Below are 23,664 nucleotides of genomic sequence, written 5' to 3'. Positions count from 1 at the left end.
AAACAAGAAACAATAAAAATGGCAGAGTGGACAGAGAGAGCTGAACTATTATTTAAGAAAGAGGGTTTAGATAAATTGCAAAAAGCAAATGTGTTAGTAGTAGGTCTTGGTGGAGTAGGATCTTTTGCTGCCGAATTTTTGGCAAGAGCAGGAGTGGGGACAATGACTATTGTAGATGGTGATGTCATTGACATTACTAACATAAATAGACAATTACCAGCTTTACATTCTACAGTAGGCCAGCCTAAAGTAACCCTTGTTGGTGATCGCTTGATGGATATTAATCCAGAACTAAAACTAACGCGTTTGCAAGAGTTTTTATCACCTGAGCGTGCGCTTGCGACAGTAACAGCTGATTATGATTATGTATTAGATTGTATTGATAGCATCACACCTAAGCTAAACTTAATTATTGCGGCAAAACGTAAAAGGGTGAAGATAATCTCAAGTATGGGAGCAGGAGGTAAAATGGAAGCATCGAAAGTTAAGGTAGCTGACATTAATAATACAGAGAATTGCTTTTTAGCAAAAACCATTCGCCGTCGCTTAAAAGAGCATAAAATAGATAAGCTAAAAGTAGTCTTCTCCTCTGAAATACAAGATGACAGCAGTTTAAAAATGACTGACGGATCTAATTTTAAAAAGTCGTTTTACGGAACTAACAGCTATATGCCAGGATTGTTTGGTTTGTATGCTGCAGAGACTGTTATTCGTTATTTATTAAAAAAAGAGTAATTGATTCTAAACAACAAAGTAAAGTAGATAATAGCAATTACCTTTTAAAATTTACAAGAATATGATAGAAACAGTAATCTTTGATATGGATGGTGTTATAGTAGATACAGAGCCAGTACACCGCTATGCCTATTTTAAGCAATTTGCAGAACTAAATATAAACGTTACCGAGGAGATGTATAGTTCATTTACTGGATTTTCGACTAGGAATACGTTTCAAAAAGTAAAAGAAACATTTGGGTTAGTGCAGGATGTCGAAGACATGATTCAGCGCAAGCGTACGATATTCAACGACGCTTTTGATACGAAAAAAGATTTAGAGTTACTAGAAGGTGTTCGCGACCTTATTGTAGATTTACATGGTAATGGCGTCCAATTAATATTAGCTTCATCTGCCTCTAAAGTTACTATTGCACGTGTTTTTAATCGTTTTAGCTTAGACCTCTATTTTACACATAAAGTAAGTGGAGAAGACTTTCCGAAGTCTAAACCACATCCTGCGATTTTTGAGCATGCGGCTAGTCTATCGATAGCACCTAAAGAAAATTGTATCGTAATCGAAGACAGTACAAACGGTATTAAGGCAGCAAAAGCGGCAGGTATTTTTTGTGTTGGTTACAATAGTTTGCACTCTGTGGCACAAGATTTATCAGAAGCGGATGTGATTGTTAATCATTTTAAAGAGCTAAATTGTAAGGTAATACAAGAATTAGGTTCCAAATTAAGTAATAATTAACAAATTAGAGTTTCTGAATTCGTAATTTTGGAAAAATAAAAATCAAAAAAGATAAAACATGAAAAAGATTCTCCTTGCTTTAGTGATTATAATCACGCAGTTTACACTGGAAGCACAAGTAAAAACTCCGCAAGCGAGTCCAAAATCTGTTATTAATCAAGTGGTGGGTCTAACAGATGTAGAAGTAGTTTACTCACGTCCTTCTGCTAAAGGAAGAGCTGTTTTTGGTAATTTAGTTCCTTTTGGTCAATTGTGGAGAACAGGTGCTAATGAAAACACTACAGTTTCATTTAGTGATGATGTTATGATTGATGGTAAAACATTAAAAAAAGGAAAATATGCTCTGTACACTATTCCAAGTATTCAAAGCTGGGAAGTGATCTTTTATACGGCTACCGACAATTGGGGAAATCCAGCTGAGTTTAAAGAAGCAAACGTAGCGTTAAGAACAACCGTTAAGGAAGAAGCATTGCAAAAAGCAGTAGACACTTTTACGATTGGTTTTAGTGCATTAACGAACAACTCTGCAAATTTAGCGATCTCTTGGGAAAACTCATATGCAGCAATAAAATTTGAAGTTCCTACACAAAAAATAGCTATTGCTAGCATTGAGAAAGTATTAGCAGGTCCATCTGCAGCTGATTATTTTGGATCAGCTCAGTATTTTTTACAATCTAATGGGGATATTGCAAAAGCAAGAACGTATATCGATAAAGCTTTAGAATTAAGCGCTGATAAACCTTTTTACTACCTACGTTTAAAATCATTGATTCAAGCAAAACAAGGAGATAAACAAGGAGCAACTGAAACCGCTAAACTTTCTCTAAAAGCTTCAGAGGTCGCAGGGAACCAAGATTATGTAAAAATGAATAAAGATAGTATCTCTGAATGGAGTAAATAATATCTTCATTTGTAACAATAAAAAAACACCAGCAATAGCTGGTGTTTTTTGTTATACTAATTTGCTGCTTTTTAAGCAGGTATTTGCTGGCTTAAGCAATGTAGGGTACCAAAGCCCCAAATAAGGTCAATGGCACTAATCCCTATAATTTCACGATCCGGAAAACAAGCCGCTAGAATATTTAAAGCTACTCGATCATTAGGATCGTTAAATGTAGGCATCAAAACACAGTTATTCAAAATTAAAAAGTTAGCATAACTAGCAGGTAAACGAAGATCTTCAAAATCTAATCGTTTAGGCATAGGTAGCGCAACGATTACCGGTGATTTTCCGTTTTCTAATTTAGCCTTTTGCAAACGTTTCAAGTTATCTTGTAAAGGTATATAATTGTCATCCTCTGGATTCGTTTCAACGATAGTCACGATCGTGTCTTCGTTTATAAAACGACATAAGTCATCGATATGACCATGAGTATCATCCCCAGCAATTCCGTCTCCTAACCAAATTACATTGGTGATTCCCAGGTATTCTTTAAAAACGGCCTCGTAATCTTCTTTTGTAAAACCTTCATTTCGTACTTGAATAGTAGGATGCATCAAACACTCTTCAGAGGTTAATAATGTTCCTCTTCCGTTTACATCGATAGCTCCACCCTCAACAATTACAGGCTTGCCTTTGTACATAACCTGAGTCAATGGCATACTTAAAGTTGCTGCCACTTTTGCTGGTACATTTTTGTCTAACTGATAGTTTTTATATTTAGCCCAGCCATTAAAATTAAAATTTAATGCTTCTCTTTCGGTTCCGTTGTAAACTACAATAGGCCCTGAGTCTCGCATCCAGCTTCTATTTGTTTTCTGAATAATAAACGAAACTTTGGATAGATCTACTCTTGCTCTGTCGAGCATATCACTTACTTTATCTTGCAACTTCTGGTCAGCAACTACTAAAAAAACAGTTTCATACAGACTTACTTTTTTGATAAATTCAACAAAAGCCCATTGAATGGCTTCATATTTTCCAGGCCAATCGTTACCATTATGCGGAAAGCAAAGTAAAATACCTTGTTGCTTTTCCCATTCAGCAGGAAACCTTCTTTTATTTTCAGTCATAGTGCATTTGTTTTTATGAAGAACAAAGGTAAAATAAATTGTCTTTATTATTAAATGAATTTCAATTCACTGTTTGGTGCCATCTGAAAATGGAGTTTTATGAAAGCTACCTTTTAATAAACATTCGGTAATATTCTATTAATCTATCTTTTGCAGCATCCTTTTACATTTGGCTAAACCTAAAAAAAGAAACAAACAAGATGAAAAATTACGCATTACTATTTTTAATGGCAAGTAGTTTACTAGTAAGCTGCTCTAATAACGATTCTAATACTAATTCTATCGATGATTTAGTAAATGAAAACCCTGCGGCATTTAATGAAATAGCATCAATTACTATTGGAGGAGCGGGTGCAGCAGAAATTAGTTCTTATGATGAAGTATCTAAAAAACTATTTACAGTGAATAATAGTGGTACAAATAGAATCGATGTAATAGATTTATCTGACCCAACAAATCCAAAAATCATTGGACAAATAGATTTGACACGTTTTAATGGGGCTTCTAATAGTGTTGCTACTCACAACGGTAAACTAGCGGTGGCTCTTGAGGCAAGTCCTAATAAACAAGCATTAGGAAAAGTAGTAGTATTTGATACTGCTGATTATCGCGTAATTAAAGAGATTACGGTAGGCTCATTGCCGGATATGGTGGTTTTCTCACCTGACGGAAAGTATATAATGACTGCAAATGAGGGAGAGCCGAGCAGTGATTATGCTGTAGATCCTGAGGGGAGCATTTCTATCATAGAGGTTACTAATAATTATGCTGTGACCACCTTAAATTTTAGTTCGTTTAGTAACCAATTACCGGCGCTAAAAGCAAATGGCTTTAAAATATCAAGTCCATCTAATGATTTTGCGAAGGATATTGAACCTGAATATATAACAATTTCTGCTGATTCCAAGACGGCTTGGGTTACACTGCAAGAAAATAATGGTGTCGCCAAGGTAGATTTACTTTCGAAAAAAATCACCTCTGTTTTTGCTCTTGGACTGAAAGATTATAATAATGTGGCAAATGGAATTGATATCAGTGATAAAGATGGAAGTATTGCTTTTAATCCATGGAATGTTAAAGGGATGTACATGCCTGATGCTATTAGCAATTTTGAGGTTAACGGAACTACCTATTTTGTTACTGCAAATGAAGGTGACGCACGAGAATATGATAATTATGTTGATGTTAGTAGAATAGGAAGCAGTTCTGTGGTGTTAGATCCTACTCGTTTTCCTGATGCGGTTACTATTAAGAAAGATGCTAAAATGGGTAGGCTCAATATCGTGAACAAAATGGGAGATACAGATGGCGACGGTGATATTGACGAACTAGTAAGTTTTGGAGGAAGGTCTTTTTCAATTTGGAACGGTACCACGGGAAGCATGGTATTTGATAGCAAAAATGATTTAGATAGCAAGGCATTTGCTTTTGGCACGTATGACGATAATCGAAGTGATGACAAGGGCGCGGAGCCAGAAAGTGTTATTACAGTAAAGATGGGGAATAAAAACATCTTATTTGTAGGACTTGAAAGAACAGACAATTGTATGATTTATGATGTCACTAATCCAAGTTCACCTATTTATTTACAAACGCTAAAAACAGGAGATGCACCTGAAGGTTTGTTATTTATTCCTGCATCAAAAAGTCCAACAAAGAGAAGCTTGTTAGTCGTAAGTAGTGAGGGAGATGGTACGGTAAAAATTTACCAACCAAATTTAAACTAAATACTAGCTCTAAATTATAAGGGCCTAGAGTTACTTTAACTCTAGGCCCTTGTTTATTTTACAAACTAACTGTTTAGTCTATGGCTCTTTTAGTAATGTCTCCAAAGGCATCGATTCGTCTGTCTCTGAAGAAAGGCCAGTTTTGACGAACATTCTCTTGTAGGTCAAGATCTACCTCGGCAATTAATATCTCTTCTTTATCATGAGATGCTTGTGCTAAAATTTCGCCTTGCGGTCCTGCAATAAATGATGCTCCCCAAAATTCAATTCCGTCAGTGTTTGGTAAGTATTTTTCTAACCCTATACGGTTTGCAGCGGCGACGTAAACCCCGTTTGCTACGGCGTGTCCTTTCATAACATTCATCCAAGCACCATATTGATTTGCACCATATTGTTCTTTCTCTCCTGGATGCCAGCCAATAGCCGTTGGGTAAAATAAAACTTCGGCTCCTTTGAGGGCTGTTAATCGAGCCGCTTCAGGATACCACTGGTCCCAACAAATCAACGTACCCACTTTTCCTTTTTGAGTAGGAATAGTTTTAAAACCTAAATCTCCAGGAGTAAAATAGAATTTTTCATAAAAGTAAGGATCGTCTGGAATGTGCATTTTTCGGTATAGACCAGCTTCAGAACCATCCGTATCGATAATGTATGCACTGTTATGGTAAATTCCAGCCATTCTTTTTTCGAAAAATGGTACGATTATCACCACACCTAATTCTTTTGCAAGCGCACTAAATGCAATAAAAGAAGTGCTATATAAGGGCTCTGCTAATTCAAAATTATCAACATCTTCGCTCTGACAAAAATAATGACTACTGTATAGTTCCGGAAGTGAGATTACTTCAGCGCCTTGGTTTGCAGCATCTCGAACCCATTTAAGGCATTTTTTCAGGTTATTTTCAGCAATATCATTCAGATTTAACTGAATTACGGCAATTTTATATTTCTTATTTGGCATGACATATTATTTAGAGTGCAAAAATAGTGAATTTTACAAAGTTTTAAAAGTGAAGACTTAGTTAATCCATGAAAGGCTATTGTTTAGGTTGTAGTAAATCGAGATTTCTGAAAGCTACTCTTGAGTAATTACTTGCGTTTAGAATTATTATTTAATTTTAAAATCTTTAATTATCGCTTGAATACCATTTGCGTAGGTGGTGGTTTTAAATTCCGGAAACCTTTTTTTAAATTTAGTAGAATCAAATATATTATCGATTCCATATCGAGGGAGTAGTTCGTGAGTTTCTCTTAGATTTTTATCAAAATAAGAAGCTAGTTTTAGCACAATGCGAGATAAAACAGTGTAGTTTACCTTCTTATTTAGTTGATTTTCTATTTCGCTTATAAATTGCTTATACGTTAATCGATTGTCATCACAAGGTAAATGCCATGTTTGACCATAAGTATCTGGGCTGTTCCCTAGTAAAGCCATTGCTTTACTAGCATCAGGTGTGTAAATAAAGGTGCGTAACACATCATCTCTTAAGAACACCTTTGGTTTTTTGCTATTTTTAAGATTTTCGAAAATCATCGCATTGGTAAATCCTTTGGTTTTGCTGGGACCATAAAATTCAGGAGCTCGACAAATTATAGCTTGAATTTCCTTGCTATCGATTGCTTTCAGTAGTAGTTCAGCAGCTAGACGTTTTCCAGTTCCTTTACTACCCGATGACGAAAGAGAAGTTTCCTCTGTTTGGATACTCTTATCTTGTGGGTAAGCATACGTATTATCAAAATAAACAAGTTTACAATTGTTGTTTTTGCAAGCTGCTACTACATTTTTCATTACTATAACCCAATCACGAAGCCATACGGTCGAGTCGTAAGCAAGACCAACCGTTAAGTAAGCAATCGATGTGTCTTTTAATGCTAGATTAACTTGGATTGGATCAAGTAGGTCGGCTTTAAAAAGTAGATCATCAGGGTTAATTTTTTGAGGATTTCGGCCGACTAGTTTAATTTTGTCCGTGTAGCTTTTTCTAAGTTCTCGAGCTAATCCTTCACCAATGACTCCGTTTGCGCCTAATATTGTTTGCATTTTTTTGTTTTTTAGTGACAACTATATAATGCTAAATTATGAATTATAATACAGGTTGCTACTTTATTTAGTTTTGTAATTGTCTAAGGCAATTTATATATAGAGAGATAGAATGAAGTTTAAAATCATAAATAGATTTAAAGTGCTTATTTTTGTTATTTAAAAATAGTAAAAAATCAAAACATGAAAAATAGAATCAAAGCAGTTATTGCAGCGGCAACAGTAGTTTTTACTGTATCATTAGGTACTATACAAGCACAAGATAAAAAGGCTAATGCAATTGTTAAAGACATATTGTTAGCTATGGGTGGTCAAGAGAACTACAATGCAACTCGTTTCATACAATGGGACTTTGTTAATAGAAAACTTGCGTGGGATAAATGGACAGGTGATGTTAGAGTGGAGAATCCAGCAGCTAATCAAGTAATACTTGTGAACATTAATACTTTAAAAGGAAAGGTGTTCGAAAATGGCGTTTTAGTAACGGATGAAAATAAAGCTAACGCCTTATTAGAAAAGGGAAAAAATTGGTGGATCAATGATGCTTATTGGTTAGTAATGCCTTGGAAATTGCAAGATCCAGGAGTTACGCTTTCTTATGTTAAAACAGATACCCTACCAAGTGGTAAAGTTGCTGATGTTTTACAACTTACCTTCGAGGGAGTTGGTGTTACTCCAGAAAATAAATATTGGGTTTATGTAGGTCAAGAAGATCATTTAGTGCAACAGTGGGCGTACTATCAAAATTTTAATGATGCAGAGCCTAAGTTTTTGAAACCATGGAATAATTATCAAAAGCAAGGTAATATTTTATTATCTTATGATAGACCAAACGAAAATGTCGGACCAAAGAATGTAGTGGTTAAAAGTACGTTTGACTCTAGCCTATTTACGAACTTATAATAGGTATATTTGTTTAAAAAAACCAGTCGTGATGGCTGGTTTTTTTATGCCTAAAACATTTATTGTAAAAAAATGAACAATACTATTTATTGCGAATAAGGTACTAAATTGTTTATGAGTAATGTAGTTGAGGTAAGCACACAAAGTTTTTACAGTTTTAAAAGGAATTAATTAGAGTGTATATTCTTTTTTTTTAGTGTTTTTCAACCTATATCCCTCTATTTCTTTTGTAATCACTTTAATTAAAGAGTTTATTTCGAATGGCTTTGTAAGTACTTTATTCATACCAGCATCTAAACATCTCCTAAATTCATTTTCCCCGACGTTTGCTGTTAAAGCAATTATTGGAATATTTCGCTTTAGTTCATCCTCTAGATTTCTAATTATAAGTGACGCCGAAATTCCATCCATAACTGGCATTACAATATCCATTAAGACTACATCGTAATCGTTTGCTTTAATAAGATTTACTGCTTCTAGTCCATTATATGCAATAGCTATACTGCTATTATTTAAACTTCTGATTAATTGTTTTTCTAAAATTAGTAAGTTAATTTTGTTATCGTCGGCTAACAAGATCTTTAAGTTCCTTAAATTAGTCGTAATTTCAATGTTTTCTTGACTATTTACATTTTCTTCCTGTAGGGGCAACGGGATGGTAACAGTGAAATTAGTCCCTTTATTGACTTTAGATTTGTAATTGATAGTTCCGTTCATTAATTCAATTAATCCTTTCGAAATAGTCAAGCCAAGACCCATGCTGTTTTTTGTTGCGCTAGAAGTACTGTATTTTACAAACAGTTTTTTACGCAACGCTTTTTCAATACCCTTCCCGCTATCGGCAACTGTAAACTGTACTACAAAATCCTTACTTGGCTCGGTGCTAAATTCTCCTTTTACGCATAATTTTACAAATCCACTGTCGGTGTATTCAAGAGCGTTATTTAGTAGATTTAATATTATTTGATCTATTCGGTTTTTATCGCCATAAAGAGTGATTGGTATGTTGTCTGCAATATCTAAAACAAAATCTAATCCTTTGTCTTTAGCTTTCGTTTCATTCATTTTAAAAATAGATTCTATAGATTGATTTAAGTTAAATTCTGATGGTTGCAACGTAAATGCTCCATCGTTTAATTTGGTGAAATCAAGTATGTTATTCACTAAGGCTAATAAATGGTTAGAAGAGTAATCCATTAATTCTAATAGTTTATAGTGTTCCTCATTTAATTTATCACTTTTCAATATATCACTAATTCCTTTAATTGCGTTGAGCGGTGTTCTGATTTCGTGGCTCATGATCGCAAAGAAAGATTCCTTATTAAATTGTAATTTCTTTAGTGCTATTTTAGACTTCTCTAGTTCACTATTTTTAAATTTAAGATCTTTGATAATTGCAGTAGCAGCTTTTGTTCTGGCCATTAACAATATAATTAAATAAGCCGAGATCATCAAGAAGACAAAATAGAAAAGTGGATTGTAAATATCTTTTTCAAAATTATTTCTATTACCATAATCAAAGCCAAAAAAGTCTAAATAAATGGTCAAAGACACTGTTGCAAAGATTATTAAAGTGAAATATAGTATTAATCTATTGTACCGCATCATTATGAGAAGGGTAATTGGAGTCAAGTAATTAATTAAGATGAAATTAAATGATTTTCCGTACAGTATAAAAGTTAAAGTGTAATATATAGTAATTGCTGCAATTGATAAAATTGACTTTTGTCGAAAGCGAAATCTCCTCGAAAATGAAAAGTAAATAAAAAGTAGAATAATTGGTATTGTTCCAAATGCAGCATAATTCACTTTAAAAGCAAAAAGAAATACCATTGTAAGTACAAACTGTAAAGTAAACAAATTGAAACTAAAGTTATCAATCCTATTAAACTTAGAAATACTTTGAAGAGTTAATTTGGGCTGCTTACTATCCATAAAGTAAAATAATAATATGTGCTGTAGATTTGAACGATGCAAAGTACAACAAATATTCTATAGTTGAGATGGGTTAAATAACATTGCTTTAGATAGTTGATAAATAGCTTGCCTCTTTTTTTAATTTAGAACCAGCACATTATTTTTTTGATTCTTCAAAAAATAGTTTCAAAACTTATATTCTTAATGATAGTAGGCATCTGTTAAAGTAATAATAAAAGGATTCTACTTTTTGATAAATCAATGTATATTTGGTAGACTAGCTTGGTTTATTAACGCAAGATTCCTAGTGAGAATACTATAACATTAATTTAAATTTACGTACCATGACTATAAATTTCGAAACCATAGAAAAAGAAGCAATTGAAACTTTACGATTTCCACATCATGAAGTATTGGAAGATGAAGCTGCAATTAATCAAAGAGAAAATGAACTAGAGCGTGCCTTGTCGCTTGGGAATTTAGAACATTCTAAAATAAAAATATTTTTTGAAGACGATCTATCTCATAAAGTAGTAGAAACTACAGTTTGGGCATTGACAGATGAAAGTGTTGTGCTTAAAAAAGGTGTTGGTATTCCAATAAACAGAATTTTAAAAATAGTTTAGCTAAAATTTCACAGACTACATTAATTACAAATAATTAGTTTGTGACAATACATAAAAAAGCGGATTGAAAATACTTTTTCAATCCGCTTTTTTATGATACAACAATATTCTATTTATCTCTTGTAATACATTACAATGCTCGCTTTAGCTAAAGTTTGATTCCACAAATTAAAACCTACAATCGCTGGATTGATGCTATCGTTTAATCCCAATTTATCTGTTTTTAAAGCAAAAACAGTAATAATATATTCGTGATATCCATGTCCTTCTGGCGGGCAAGGACCTCCAAAACCTTTTATTCCGTAGTCAGTTATACTTTGAACAGCTCCTTTGGGCGCTAAGTTTAGCGAGACGTTTCCAGCATTTTTTACTAGTTCGCTCACATTTGCTGGAATATCAAAAACAACCCAGTGCCAGAAACCACTTCCTGTAGGTGCATCTGGATCGTACATCGTGATAGCGAAGCTCTTCGTGCCTTCGGGTGCATTTGACCAGCTTAATTGAGGTGAGGAATTTTCTCCAGAACAACCAAAACCATTAAATTCCTCTAATTTAGTAGCTTGACCTCCCAGATTTTTGCTGGATAAAGTGAATGTTTTTTGTGCGAATATTGTAGTAGTACATAACAATACAATTGCTGTAATAAAGTTTACTTTTTTCATTTTGTTGTTTTTAAATTGTTTAACAAAATTACTTTAGTCTGTACTCTAAAACCTGCTGAAGCTGTTCAAAAACTATCGCTATAAGTTCAATTTTTGCTATCTTGTCCCGGGGTAATACCGTATTTGATTTTGTATGCTTGGATAAAGCTCGAAAGGTTTTCGTATCCTATATCAAGATAAATTTCTGAAGCATTTTTTTGTTCCTGATGAATTAGATAATGCGCATGCTCAAGACGCTTGTTTTGAAACCATTTCATTGGAGAGTCAGAGTAGCATTTTTCAAATTCTCTTTTAAAAGTCGAAATACTCATATTACATAAAAAGGCTAATTCTGGAATAGTTAATTTACTAAACACATTACTCTCTACGGTATAAATTAGTTTTTGTTTATTATTGTTTCCATTCGATAATAGAGAGTTAAGGAAATCGAATCCATTCATTTCGGTCAAATATAAAAGGATCTCTTCGAGCTTTACTTCTAACAATTTCGCTTGAGCACTTTGAGATAATTTTGATATATCTAATAAACTAGCAACAAATCGTTGAATAAAAGCATCGTATTGAAAAGCATATACGGATTGACTTACCTGTGCTTTTATCATTTTCATAGATGCTTTTCTCATGATTTTCAATATTATTTCGTTCGAAAAAAACAGGAGAATACTTCTATAATTATGAATAGCTGAGAGTTTTTCAGTCATTAAACAATGTCCAGCTTTCATCAATAAAAAAGAGGAATTGTCAATAGATAGTGCCGAGCTGTCAAAGAAAACCTCCTTGGTTCCTTCGGTAAGGAAACTAAAAGTATTTTGATTTAAAATGATTTGCTGCTTAGTTATTTCTTGCTTCGTGTGATAATCATACACCTGTACAAACTGCAGTTTTTCGATTGGAAGTTCGTCTGGAAGTACAATGGTTTTCATATAAAGTATTTTTATGTAAAAGTAGTGATCTTGAGCTTGCTATACTCTTTTTTATCTGAAGTAATGGAAATGATTGTCGATAGTAGTTTTACCACCACACTATAAAAAATTGTGAAGTTCTACCATTGTTATTTTGCCAACACAATGGTGCTTGTTTTTCCTGCATGTGTTGCAAAACATTTTTTTCAATACTATCAAATTCATGCCAAGTGTCATTATCGGCTGGCTCTATTCCCCATTCCTTTTTAGCAGGTAAATAATAGGTGATGTGTGCTTGGTGGTTAGCAATGAATCTCTCTAAGTTGAGGTAGTAGCCTTTTATTCCTTTTTGATAATCGGTATTGATTTGTTCATTGTATTCAAAAGGGACGTACAAAGATACTAACAAACAAAGTGCTTGGGATATTTTGTCAATATCTACCTTGTTCAAAGTAGATTTTGTTCGCTCGTGGTAAAGGAGCGGAAGCTGCGTTGTCTTTAACTTATCTAACTTTTCTATTAAAGAGTCATTTCTATTAGGACCAATCCAGTTATTTATTGGTTTTACTGAAATAGTTGGGTCAAACAGATAAAATTTATAGGCTAACTCTAAATGAATTACTTGCTTGCTGATATGTTCCTCGATGATAAAATCAATCTCTCCAATGGTTTTTTTGTCATCTATGATTTGAATATTTTCATAAAGTAGATTGTAATTACTAGAACTTCTAATTAACTCCGCAACAATTTTTTCAACCACATGTCCTAATCGTATATTAGTCGGTACAGCTAGTTCTAAATTGGGCGATACATCTAGTGAAGAAAGATTAAAAGAAGCTATACCAGTAACCGAAAAGTCAAGGCTAGTAGCCTTTAGTATTGATGTTATTCTGGAGTTTTTTTTCATTGAGCTACAACTTGATGTTTGAACAAGTAAATACAAAAGTAGTAAAGCATAAACTAACTGTTAAGCTATAATGTATTAAATAAGTTATTTCTGTCCTTTGTATCTACATTTACTGAGCTCTACGCTATATTACACGCTTTACTTAACTACATTCTTATTTTAAATACTATAGAAATGGTGTACTATTAACGCTAAGGCAATCATAAATTTTTTAACTTGGTTTTTTAAGTAGTTGTCAAAATAGAATACTAATGGTAATTCATGATTGAGGTCGTTAAAATTATAAGAACCTTAACAAGAGTTTGGAAGTACTTTTGGTATCTTTCCTTTTCATTATAAATAAATTCTAGTATGCCAACTACTCAAATACAAGCTTTCATACCACTTTTCTACCTCGTTTGGTCAGATGACTTATTAACTCCATTAGAGTTTATTACTCTTAAAAATTTTATAGATGATCAAGAATGGTTAACTCAAGCACAGAAAGAATTGCTTCTTTCAAAGATCGATGTTGCCAATCCGCCATCTCGCACCACCATTTCAGAATGGAAAAATAGTATTGATCAAATCACATCAAAAAATCCTTCTTTAAAATCAATTTACGCTATTTCACTTGCACTTTCGGAGGACGATAGTGATGTGAAAAATGCGGAAGAATCATTTACATTGTTAGAAAGTAGTTTAGGAATTACAAGTGCGGAGGCAATTAGTCACTTTAAAACTAAAATAGATCCAAAAACGGTTACGCATGCTGCACACACTAATTTTGATGTTGCTAAAATAACTGCTATTTTAGATGGAGCCCAAGCGCCCATAATCAATAAGGTAAAAGAGGTAATTTCTCGTCCTGAGTTCCAACTTCAAATTATCACAAACACGGAGGACTATCGTGAGCAAGTAATGCAATGGTGTAAAATTCTAGCAAAAGAAGACTTTGGCAGCATGGCTTACCCTACAGAGTATGGCGGAGGCAATAATATTTTGAACTATTTTGCCATAATGGAAACACTTAGTTACCATGACTTGAGTTTGGTAATAAAATTTGGAGTACAATTTGGACTATGGGGAATGAGCATTCATTCTTTAGGTACAGAGAAACATTACGTTAAATATTTGAGGGATATTGGAACTTTAAAATTGCCAGGTTGTTTCGCTATGACGGAGACGCATCACGGTTCTAATGTAAAAGGGCTTGAAACTACGGCAACTTATAATCATACCAATCGCTCTTTTACCATACAAACGCCACATCCCAAAGCTCAGAAAGAATACATTGGTAATGCTGCCGTACACGGACAAATGGCGACCGTCTTTGCAAAACTTATTATTGATGGACATGATTATGGTGTAAATGCTTTTATTGTTCCTTTACGTGATACGCAAGGAACAGTTTTAGAGGGCATCACTATCGGTGACTGTGGGCATAAAATGGGATTAAATGGTGTTGATAATGGTACGATTTCATTTGATAATGTGAGCATTCCTCATGAAAACATGTTAGATCGATTTGCTGCTGTAAATGAAAAGGGTGAATTTACGAGTCCTATCCCAAGTGATAACCGACGTTTTTTTACGATGTTAGGAACCCTAGTTGGAGGTCGTATTGGGATTCCGCGTTCCGCTATGGCTGCGGCCAAAACAGGACTAACCATTGCCATTAAGTACAGTGATCAACGCCGACAATTTGGACCCGAAGGCGGCTCAGAAGTACCAATCTTAAATTACCGCATGCACCAACGTAGACTGTTAATTCCGCTTGCGAAGACTTATGCAATTCATTTTGCCTTGCAGTACCTAACGGATCGATTTACAAAAAGGTCAGAGAGTGATATGCAAGAAATCGAGGCTCTTGCAGCTGGTTTAAAATCGTATTCTACTTGGAATACCACTGCAACTTTGCAAGAGTGCAGAGAAGCGATCGGAGGGAAGGGCTATTTATCAGAAAACAGAATTGGTGCTTTAAAAAATGATACAGAGATTTATACCACTTTTGAAGGTGATAATACGGTGTTAATGCAGCTAGTAGCCAAGAGTCGTTTGTCTGAGTTTAGAAAATCGTTTAGCGAAATGGGTTCTTTGGGTGTGATTAATTATGTGTATGAAAATGCTAAAACCGCAATCACCGAAAAAAATCCTATTACAATTCGAAATACTGATGAGGCGCATTTATTGGATAGTCAGTTTCATTTACAAGCTTTTCAGCATCGCGAGCAAACAATTGTAGCTTCGGCGGCGCGACGTATCAAAAAACTAATTGATAACGGTATGGATGGGTATGATGCCTTTAATGTGGTGCAACACCAAATGATTGATTTGGCTGGAGCTCACTTAGACCGAGTGGTTTTAGAGCAGTTTCAAATTGCCATTAGTACAGTTGAGGATGCGGATTGTAAGGCAATTTTGAACCAATTGTGTCAGTTGTTTGCACTGTCTCAGTTAGAAAAAAATAAAGGTTGGTATTTAGAAGATAACTACATGGAAGCGGTAAAAACTAAAGCTATTCGTAAAATGGTTAATCAATTGTGTTGGGATATTCGACCAGATGCAGTTGCCTTAGTAGATGCATTTGCAATCCCAAATTCATGCTTGGGAGCTTTAGTGCAAAGCTAATTGCTAGGTGCAGCCCTTATTTATGTAGAGATAATGGGCTGGCTGCAGTACTTTATAGTAATCTACTATATTGTTTACTTTTAACAGCCAGTTTATACGGATCTTCTTGTTTCGCGAATTCTGCTGCTTTTTATGTTTGAATTAGGCTGAAAATTGATGAAGAATTTCCATTGCTTGTGCAGCATCTTTTGTATCGACAAATATATGATCGTGATAAAATGCAGCGACCACATTACAACTAATATTTTTATCACTTAATGCTTTTGAAAAAGCGGCAGTCAGCCCCACAGCCTCTAGAGCTGAATGTATTGTCAATGTAATCCATGAAGCAACAAAAGAATAGCGTAAATCTAAATCATCAGCAATTTTCTTTTCGATTATGATCGTTATGCTTTCCTCTTCTCTAAAAGACATTAAAATGTTTTTTAAACTTATTTCTTCTAAATTTTTTACTTCACAAAAAACAAATTCTCCTGCATTTAATTTAGGTTTCATTTTTTTTAAAAGTATTTCTAAATTCTTTTCTCCGCTCATGTTTTGCAATTTTTACTACTTATTTGTAAATATAGGATAAAGTCCTTTTACAATTATTGTTTTTCTTAGTACGTCATTTTATTTTGTTAGTCAATAGTACTAGTGATTCATTTAGATCGTTCGAAGTTAAAAGAATAGGAGCAGTTGTGGTTTAGCCCAAATAGTATTGATTGAAAAAAGATGTTTTTCTGTTTTTAACTTTCACAGACAACTCTGGATAGCAGAGGACTTGGTTTAAAGTTGCCGAATTTAATACTATTGTGGATTTTAAATACGTTTTAGGTTACTAAACGTAAATACGAATAAAAACAGTAAGTCTGCTAAATCCTAGTCCGCCCAAAATAGTTCTAATGCTAAGTTTTTTAGGGATGATACATTTTTTTAATTTTATCGGATATCTCTTTTGAATAATGCTGTAGTGCTTCAATATGTGGTTCGTCTACTTGATAAAACTCTTTTGGTTGATTGGCATTTTCAAATATTTTTTCACCCATATAAAAGGGAACCTTTTTATCTTCTTTGCTATGGATTATTAATACAGGTTTCCTAAATTTCTTTATTTCATTTTTGGTGCATATTCCTTGTTTTACCATATTTCCAATGATTGGCACCGTATATACAGCTTCATCTCTGTGAGAAGAAAAGCCAGCTTCTAGAATCATTCCTTCAATTTTATTTTGGTGCTTGACACCTACAATTGTTGCTAAATGAACACCGTACGATTGTCCATATAGCAAAACTTTTGTTTGTTTAACATCAACACGATTTAAAGCGTAATCAAATGCGGAGTATGCATCTTCTGCAACAGAACCTCTTGTCGATTTACCCTCGGAGTAACCAAAACCGCTATAATCAAATGTGAAAATCTGGTAACCAAATTGTGTAAGTGGAGCTATTGCCCTATGATGGTACATTAAATTACCGCCACTCCCGTGGAAATGCAATAGTGTACCAATTATTTTTACATTTCTAGGTTTAAGCATCCAACCATTTAATTTATTTCCATTGGAACTCTTAAAAATGACACTTTCAATAGAATAACCAAAATCTACGGTGTCTTTGTTTTTTTTTAGAAAAGTTGGCTGTAAAGTTAGTGTGTCCATTTTCACAAATGTTGTGTCGGGACCAATAGTTAAAGAAAAATTGCTTTTAGGGAGTTTATAAGGGCGAAAGAACGCAAAGTTGAAGGCACAGGAGCTTAATGAAAATAAAATTACTACGGTACCTACAATTTTGATTTTTCTGTGAATCTGCATATTTATGATTTTAAAAAATCAAAATTAAACTTTATCATTTCTTTTAAATGACACGTTTGTGACAAACTCATTTTGTTTGTAGTTTTTTTCTAATTCTAGTTAAAGATTGCCTCTCAATTCCCAAAAACGAGCACAAATGAGTTACAGATACTCTATTTACTAAACTTGGATTTTGTTTTATAAAGTTTAAATAGCGACTTTCTGCGTTTTCAAAAAGGAAACTTTCTATGCGATTTTGTTTATTTACTACAATTGCCTCAGCTATTTTTCTGCCATAGTTTTCAAAATTTTTAAAGTTAGAATAAGCATCTTGTATAGTCAAAAATGAGATGTTTACTAAAATACAAGGCTCTATGCATTGAATATAAAATTTTGTTGGTTTTTGAGTTATAAAAGCCATGTAATCAGCAACGTATTCACCCTCTCTAATGAACTGAATGGTGATTTCACTTCCTTTATCGTCAATGTAGAAACTTCTTAAAAGACCTTGATATACAAAACTCATCTCCCTCTGGACCTGGTCTTTTTTTAGATAAAATGTTTTGCTTTTCAATTCAGAAGTAGAAGTTCTTTCTGCAATAAAATTCAACTCTTCTTTTGTTAAACTAGGGCAAACTACCTTATAGGAATCAAGATATTTTTTGGTGGCATTTGTCAATTTTTATTATTTAGTAGGTTGTATATAATCTTCGCAACGTTTATGCTGACTTGAGATGGCTGGAAGTTCGTAATCGCTCAATTTTCGGATTAACGAAAACGTGATGCGCAGCGGTAATTCCACTAAGTTCCAGCTAGCTCAAAATGGCGGCTGGCTAAACGTTATTTTTTTATTTTTCGATATGTATTCCAAATTTTAGGTCCAGTTTTAAATTCTCCCCCATTGATTTCTGTCAAATTCCATTCAAACACTTTTTCGGAAATTACTTTTGCTTGAGCAGGAATCATTGTAATTTCAATTAATTTACTTGAATTATGTTCCAATTCTAATTCCACAATTTCGAAGCCTAATGAAAGTATTTGATATTTGACTTTAGATTTTTTTTTCTCAGCCTTAAAAGTATTATGCTCTTCGTAGATTTCAAATGCTTTGACATTTGGTTGCTCAACTACATTTGCGTAAAGAGGAATTCCATTTTCATCTTTAATGACAAATTTGAATTCTATGTTTTCAAAATTTGATTTAACCTCTTTGACATTAACTATACTTCTTGTTGGCTGTTCTTTTTTGTCAAAAGTCAGTTTTAGGGTTTGGTTATTTAATTCAAAAATTCCAGTTCCAATTTGAGAAGTCCCTAAACAACCAGAAACAGAATATTCAAAGCGATTATTTTTTTTAAAATCAATACAGGCAACATCAGATTCTCCAATAGCAATTGAGCAATATTCTCCACTTAACTTTTCTTGAGAAAAAGTTATAATAGAAGTCAGAAGTATAATAAATTGCAGAGTTTTTTTCATAATGTTTGCCAATGTTTTGCCACTTTGGGATGGCTGGAAGTTAGTAACCGCTCAGTTTTCGGCTTAACGAAAACTTGATGCGAAAATGTAATTTTAGTAAATCCTTGTGTATTGCGTAACTGATGTTATTTGTTCCGTTTTTCTTTTCAAACAACTTTTCCAATACTAAACCTTCGGCGGACAAAAAGTTGGTTTCCAACTTTTTCAACAAGCCACTGGAGCGGAATTTTATACTTGAAAAATAACCGACATATAACCCTCTTAAAAGTTGTTGATAACTTAATGATGCTTTACATAGGAATGGTTGTTAGGTGTTGTGCTTTCTTTTCTATTTCGAGTTTCAATTCGGCAATTTCACTTTCACTTTTTTCTCCAAGAGCATTTGCTAAATTATCTAACTCTATTTTTCCGTTAAGATAATAGTTTATTAATTCATCTCTTATTTTCTGAATATCATTGGAGTGGTATAGTGCATAATTACACATTTTCAATTCGCCAGAATATAGTTTTAGCTTTATAAAATTAGCGACTCCGTTTGACCTAGGACTATTAAAATTACCTTTTACAGAAGTAACCATTTTACCATAATAATCGTCATTTGAAATCTCAATATTTTCAATATTTTTAATTTCAAATAATTCATATCCAATTTCAATTGAGTTCAATTCAAAAGTTAGAAATCCGTCAATTTTACCTTGCAAAGGTTCAGTTTTAGGAATTCCCATAACGCCTAAAATTATTCCGCAAAGAACAGTAATAAGCATCATTCCAATAAGAGTATTATTGAGAAAGTTTTTTTCCAAAGTTCCACTTCCGTTATTTATTACTAAAATGAGCGTACAAGTGATTATTATTGGATAAATAACTCTATTGTTACTCCAATAAAATTCCGCTGACTTCTTAAAAATTGAAAATCGTTTCATTTAATTCGGTTTAATCTTCGCAACGTCTACGCTGATTTGTGATGGCTGGAAGTTCGTAATCGCTCAATTTTGGGATTATCAAAAACTTGATGCGAAACGGTAATTTTAGTAAATCCTTGTGTATTGCGTAACTGATGTTATCTGTTCCGTTTTTCTTTTCAAACAACTTTTTCAACAAGTCGTTGGGATGGAATTCTATACTCGAAAAACACCCTACATATAACCCTCTCAAAAGTTGTTAATAACTAAACGATGCTTTACATAGGAACAGCTGTTGGGCAATCGTGTTTTTAATTCAATATTAATTTCGATGATACTACTTTGGTACTTTCGAAGTTTACTTTTACGAAGTATATTCCTTTTCTGAAATTTGATATATCAATTTTTATATCAGAGATATTAAAAAAATTCTCATAGTAAATACGTTGACCTAAAGCATTATAAAATTCAATAGACTTAACTTTTTCAGAAATATTAGATTTAATATTCACATAATCAGTTGCTGGGTTTGGGAATATTAATATTTCTTTTTCTAAATCAAAATCTGTAAGACTTAATGTTCCTGTTGTATATTGGTATGTATCTGAATAAATTACATTTCCATTATTAGTTGCAACTAATCTGTAGTAATAAGTTTGTTTTGCCAACGGATTGTTGATTAAACCGCATATCAAATTAGTATTATAACCATAAGCAAAATTTGGTGTTCCTGTTATTAATGAACCAAAACTCTTTGTAACTCCATACTCAAAATGAATGTTAGTTAAATATGCACCTTGACAATTAATTAAGCCTTTTAATTTTAAAGAATTTGTTTGAGTTTCTTCTATTGTTCCATTGACTATTATAATATTTCTTGACAAATTGAAAACTCTTTCCTCGCTATAAATTGCTTGTCCATTATGCATGGCTTTCAATCTGTAATAATAATTTAAATTGGTATCTAGGTTTGTAATTGTGGCACTTACATAGTTAGAGCTGCTAGCGTTGATTTGCGAAGGATTGGTTGAAATATTGTTTTTATAATCGAGAGTACCATATTCAAATACGATGTCGGTTATATCTTTATTATAGGAAGTTAAATATGCTGATAATGTAACCTCCGTTCCATTAATATTTGGATTGTTAATATTTATTTTATATTCTGGATAAGTTGTAAAGGACCGAATGTTACCATAAATATCTTCCCCTTTGTGTGTGGCCTTTATTCTGTAGAAGTATTTTGTTTCTGGTTTTAAGTTAGTTAAACTTGCCTCAACAGTTGCTGTTGAATTTCCTAATACAAGTGTTGGTGTTCCGCCTAAAGTACTATCAAGAACATCAGAACTCGTGCCATATTGAAACTCCACATTTGTAATGTCATACCCATTAGAAACTATATTGCCTGAAATTTGTGCAGTAATTGATGAATAATTATAAGTAAAGTTTGTTGTTATTTCAAAATCGGGAAGTGTTGTGAAACTTAAAATTTGGCTGTAATATATATTTGAATTCTGTATTGCAGTTAATCTATAGTAATAGGTAGTATTTGATTCTAAGTTTATTAAATTTATTGAAATATTTGCAGATCCATTTGAAGCAACTGTACCAGGTGTTGTAGCAATAACATTTTTGAAAGAGTGATCTAAACTGTACTCAAATTGAATGTTTGAAATAGCCTGGCCATTAGAAGTAGCATTACCAGTTAAGCTAGCACTTGAATTAGTAACGTTTTTAGCAGGATTAATACTCAAAACTATGGGTTGGTATTGCACATCACTTCTATAAATTTTACCATTTGACCCTGCAGTATATATTTTATCATTAATAAGCTCAATGGAGTTAATAGCATATTGTTGAGTAAGATATTGCCAATTTAAGCCTCCGTTTTCTGTTTTATATAATTTTCCATCTTCGTCTGCAATATAACCTACATTTTTTGAATAAAACTTAACCTTTGTGTACCATTCGTAAGGAATTTCTAATTTTTTCCATACAATACCTCCGTCAGTTGTTTTATAAATCAATCCTTGGTCACCGACAAAATATCCATTGTTCTCATCAATAAAATCAAAGGCATTGATTCCTTCATCTACTTCAATACAAATGTTCCAAGTATTTCCACCGTCAATAGTTTTATACATACTACCATTTGAATATCCTATTCTATTGCCATATCCTACCAAATCATTAACAAATTGTATTTTGCCATATAAAATAGATTTAACTTGTGTCCATGTGGAACCACCGTTTGTAGTTTTCATTACTTTTTTTTGATTGAAACCACCACTGACAAATCCTATATCATCATTTATAAAATTGATAGAAGACAAATCCTCATTGATTATTTCATTTCCATTATTTAATTTGGTCCAACTTATGCCCCCATTTATGGTTTTATAAACGGAGCCTGTATTACCTGAAGTTCCTATAGTACCGCCAACTAAGGCATAGCCTAAATTTTCATTGATAAAATCAAATCTGCTAGTTTTCTCATTTTTAAGTGGAGGTCCAAGATTATTCCACGTACTTCCTGCATCGATTGTTTTATAAAAATTATTTCCTTGTAAGGCATAACCTAAATCTTTATTGATGAAATCAATTTGACTAAAGTCATTATACGTTATAGAATGCGGTGTCCAAGTATTTCCTCCATCTGTAGTTTTAATGATTCGACCGCGATCACCAGTAGCGTAGCCAATATTTTTGTTTTGAAAATATATACCGTACATAGAAGTTACAGCTACAAAGCCATTTTGAAAAAATATTTGATTCCATGTAGTTCCTCCATCAGTTGTTTTGTAGGTGGCACCATATTCACCAGTGGCGAAACCATTATTTTCGTCCAAAAAATGAAAGTCATAAATAGCTTGATTTGTTCCAGAAATTTCTACCCAAGTTTCGCCAGCATCTGTTGTTTTGTATAGGTCATTATGTTCTCTTGTTGCGAAACCAATATTTTGATTTACAAAATAAACCGTAAAATAACCTGAAGGTGATGTATTACTGTTATCTTTTGTTTTGTACCAATTTTGACCTCCATCAATGGTTTTTAGTATGATTCCATTACTAGAAACTGCATGTCCAACTAAAGAACTGGTAAAAGCTGTTTTAACCACGGTGACATTAGGAATTGTAAAACTTTGCCAAGTATTTCCTCCATTATTAGTTTTTACGATACTATTTGAAGTTGATAGTATTATATTGTTATCATCTATTATATTAACAGTATTGCAATTACCGCTGAAACCAATAGAAATTTGATTCCATGATGCTCCGTTATCTACAGATTCTAAAACATATCCATTGTTACCAACAATATAACCTTTTGTATTGTAGAAACTCATATCATTTCCACTTGAGATATTTTGTTTTTTTGTCCAAGTATTACCAGCATCCAGTGTTTCTAATAACTCATTTGAAGTTATAATGTAACCAATATTATTTGTCACAAATTCAACACCTTTTCCAGTATTAGCTGTTGGTTTAGGATTTAATAGTTCCCAATTTGTTTGCGAGTGAATTTTATTTATACATATAATAATACAAAACAGGATAAGTAGATTTTTTTTCATTTTCGATTTATTAATTCGTCTCCGTTTATTTAACATGTTGCCCAACGTTTTGCTGCTTGGAGATGGCTGGAAGTTCGTAAACGCACAATTTTCGGCTTAACGAAAACTTGATGCGAAACGATAATTCCACTAAATTCCAGCTATATCAAAATGGCTGTTG

Annotated in this window: 20 protein-coding genes; 7 read left to right on the top strand and 13 right to left on the bottom strand. The window is 33.1% G+C overall.

What is annotated here, in order from left to right:
• The first annotated feature begins 18 nt into the window (after positions 1 to 18).
• The 3 genes from H8R22_RS13610 (at position 19) to H8R22_RS13600 (ending at position 2,372) form a co-directional block, all read left to right on the top strand.
• Positions 19 to 735: a tRNA threonylcarbamoyladenosine dehydratase gene (locus H8R22_RS13610; protein WP_187010947.1), complete on the top strand. Its 717-nt coding sequence runs from the start codon at positions 19 to 21 to the stop codon at positions 733 to 735.
• A gap of 61 nt (positions 736 to 796) precedes the next feature.
• The gene (locus tag H8R22_RS13605; protein WP_187010946.1) at positions 797 to 1,471 is read left to right on the top strand and encodes an HAD family hydrolase; all 675 of its coding nucleotides are present in this window, start codon (positions 797 to 799) and stop codon (positions 1,469 to 1,471) included.
• A 58-nt stretch (positions 1,472 to 1,529) separates the two neighbouring features.
• Complete coding sequence (locus H8R22_RS13600; RefSeq protein WP_187010945.1) at positions 1,530 to 2,372, top strand: DUF2911 domain-containing protein; 843 nt, start codon at positions 1,530 to 1,532, stop codon at positions 2,370 to 2,372.
• Positions 2,373 to 2,443: 71 nt separating this feature from the next.
• On the opposite strand, the gene H8R22_RS13595 is transcribed toward H8R22_RS13600, so the two are convergent.
• A complete protein-coding gene (locus tag H8R22_RS13595; protein WP_187010944.1) occupies positions 2,444 to 3,484 on the bottom strand; it encodes an agmatine deiminase family protein in 1,041 nt (346 codons plus the stop codon).
• A gap of 200 nt (positions 3,485 to 3,684) precedes the next feature.
• On the opposite strand from H8R22_RS13595, the gene H8R22_RS13590 reads away from it, so the two are divergent.
• Entirely contained in the window at positions 3,685 to 5,211 is a 1,527-nt protein-coding gene (locus tag H8R22_RS13590) for a choice-of-anchor I family protein (protein ID WP_187010943.1), read from the top strand.
• Between the two features lie 73 nt (positions 5,212 to 5,284).
• Here the strand turns inward: H8R22_RS13590 and H8R22_RS13585 are convergent, their stop codons facing one another.
• Together H8R22_RS13585 and H8R22_RS13580 are read right to left on the bottom strand one after the other, a co-directional pair.
• Positions 5,285 to 6,172 carry a carbon-nitrogen hydrolase gene (locus H8R22_RS13585; protein ID WP_187010942.1) on the bottom strand — a complete coding sequence of 296 codons (888 nt, stop codon included), beginning with the start codon at positions 6,170 to 6,172 and terminating at the stop codon, positions 5,285 to 5,287.
• Positions 6,173 to 6,319: 147 nt separating this feature from the next.
• Positions 6,320 to 7,252, bottom strand: a complete 933-nt coding sequence (locus H8R22_RS13580; protein ID WP_187010941.1) for an NAD-dependent epimerase/dehydratase family protein — start codon at positions 7,250 to 7,252, stop codon at positions 6,320 to 6,322.
• 183 nt (positions 7,253 to 7,435) lie between these two features.
• On the opposite strand from H8R22_RS13580, the gene H8R22_RS13575 reads away from it, so the two are divergent.
• On the top strand, positions 7,436 to 8,155 hold the full coding sequence (locus H8R22_RS13575; protein WP_187010940.1) for a hypothetical protein: 720 nt from the start codon (positions 7,436 to 7,438) through the stop codon (positions 8,153 to 8,155).
• Between the two features lie 171 nt (positions 8,156 to 8,326).
• Here H8R22_RS13575 and H8R22_RS13570 read toward each other — a convergent pair whose 3' ends face one another.
• A complete protein-coding gene (locus tag H8R22_RS13570) occupies positions 8,327 to 9,763 on the bottom strand; it encodes a hybrid sensor histidine kinase/response regulator (protein ID WP_187010939.1) in 1,437 nt (478 codons plus the stop codon).
• Between the two features lie 653 nt (positions 9,764 to 10,416).
• On the opposite strand from H8R22_RS13570, the gene H8R22_RS13565 reads away from it, so the two are divergent.
• Complete coding sequence (locus H8R22_RS13565; RefSeq protein ID WP_187010938.1) at positions 10,417 to 10,698, top strand: hypothetical protein; 282 nt, start codon at positions 10,417 to 10,419, stop codon at positions 10,696 to 10,698.
• A gap of 113 nt (positions 10,699 to 10,811) precedes the next feature.
• On the opposite strand, the gene H8R22_RS13560 is transcribed toward H8R22_RS13565, so the two are convergent.
• The 3 genes from H8R22_RS13560 to H8R22_RS13550 form a co-directional block, all read right to left on the bottom strand.
• The gene (locus tag H8R22_RS13560; protein ID WP_187010937.1) at positions 10,812 to 11,360 is read right to left on the bottom strand and encodes a YbhB/YbcL family Raf kinase inhibitor-like protein; all 549 of its coding nucleotides are present in this window, start codon (positions 11,358 to 11,360) and stop codon (positions 10,812 to 10,814) included.
• 86 nt (positions 11,361 to 11,446) lie between these two features.
• Entirely contained in the window at positions 11,447 to 12,283 is an 837-nt protein-coding gene (locus H8R22_RS13555; protein ID WP_187010936.1) for a helix-turn-helix domain-containing protein, read from the bottom strand.
• Between the two features lie 88 nt (positions 12,284 to 12,371).
• Entirely contained in the window at positions 12,372 to 13,169 is a 798-nt protein-coding gene (locus tag H8R22_RS13550; protein ID WP_187010935.1) for a DUF1853 family protein, read from the bottom strand.
• A 351-nt stretch (positions 13,170 to 13,520) separates the two neighbouring features.
• On the opposite strand from H8R22_RS13550, the gene H8R22_RS13545 reads away from it, so the two are divergent.
• Positions 13,521 to 15,779, top strand: coding sequence for an acyl-CoA dehydrogenase family protein (locus H8R22_RS13545; RefSeq protein WP_187010934.1), 2,259 nt, complete (start codon positions 13,521 to 13,523; stop codon positions 15,777 to 15,779).
• A gap of 141 nt (positions 15,780 to 15,920) precedes the next feature.
• Here H8R22_RS13545 and H8R22_RS13540 read toward each other — a convergent pair whose 3' ends face one another.
• The 6 genes from H8R22_RS13540 to H8R22_RS13515 form a co-directional block, all read right to left on the bottom strand.
• On the bottom strand, positions 15,921 to 16,313 hold the full coding sequence (locus H8R22_RS13540; protein ID WP_187010933.1) for an ACT domain-containing protein: 393 nt from the start codon (positions 16,311 to 16,313) through the stop codon (positions 15,921 to 15,923).
• Between the two features lie 362 nt (positions 16,314 to 16,675).
• Positions 16,676 to 17,416, bottom strand: coding sequence for an alpha/beta hydrolase (locus tag H8R22_RS13535; RefSeq protein ID WP_187010932.1), 741 nt, complete (start codon positions 17,414 to 17,416; stop codon positions 16,676 to 16,678).
• Between the two features lie 220 nt (positions 17,417 to 17,636).
• Entirely contained in the window at positions 17,637 to 18,227 is a 591-nt protein-coding gene (locus tag H8R22_RS13530) for a Crp/Fnr family transcriptional regulator (RefSeq protein WP_187010931.1), read from the bottom strand.
• 161 nt (positions 18,228 to 18,388) lie between these two features.
• A complete protein-coding gene (locus H8R22_RS13525; protein WP_187010930.1) occupies positions 18,389 to 19,027 on the bottom strand; it encodes a hypothetical protein in 639 nt (212 codons plus the stop codon).
• A gap of 290 nt (positions 19,028 to 19,317) precedes the next feature.
• Positions 19,318 to 19,950 carry a hypothetical protein gene (locus H8R22_RS13520; RefSeq protein WP_187010929.1) on the bottom strand — a complete coding sequence of 211 codons (633 nt, stop codon included), beginning with the start codon at positions 19,948 to 19,950 and terminating at the stop codon, positions 19,318 to 19,320.
• 290 nt (positions 19,951 to 20,240) lie between these two features.
• Complete coding sequence (locus H8R22_RS13515) at positions 20,241 to 23,504, bottom strand: YCF48-related protein (RefSeq protein WP_187010928.1); 3,264 nt, start codon at positions 23,502 to 23,504, stop codon at positions 20,241 to 20,243.
• Positions 23,505 to 23,664 lie beyond the last annotated feature (160 nt).

It is taken from the genome of Flavobacterium kayseriense (genome assembly GCF_014305095.1).
Lineage (GTDB): Bacteria > Bacteroidota > Bacteroidia > Flavobacteriales > Flavobacteriaceae > Flavobacterium > Flavobacterium kayseriense.
This window is presented reverse-complemented; position numbering and strand designations above follow the sequence as displayed.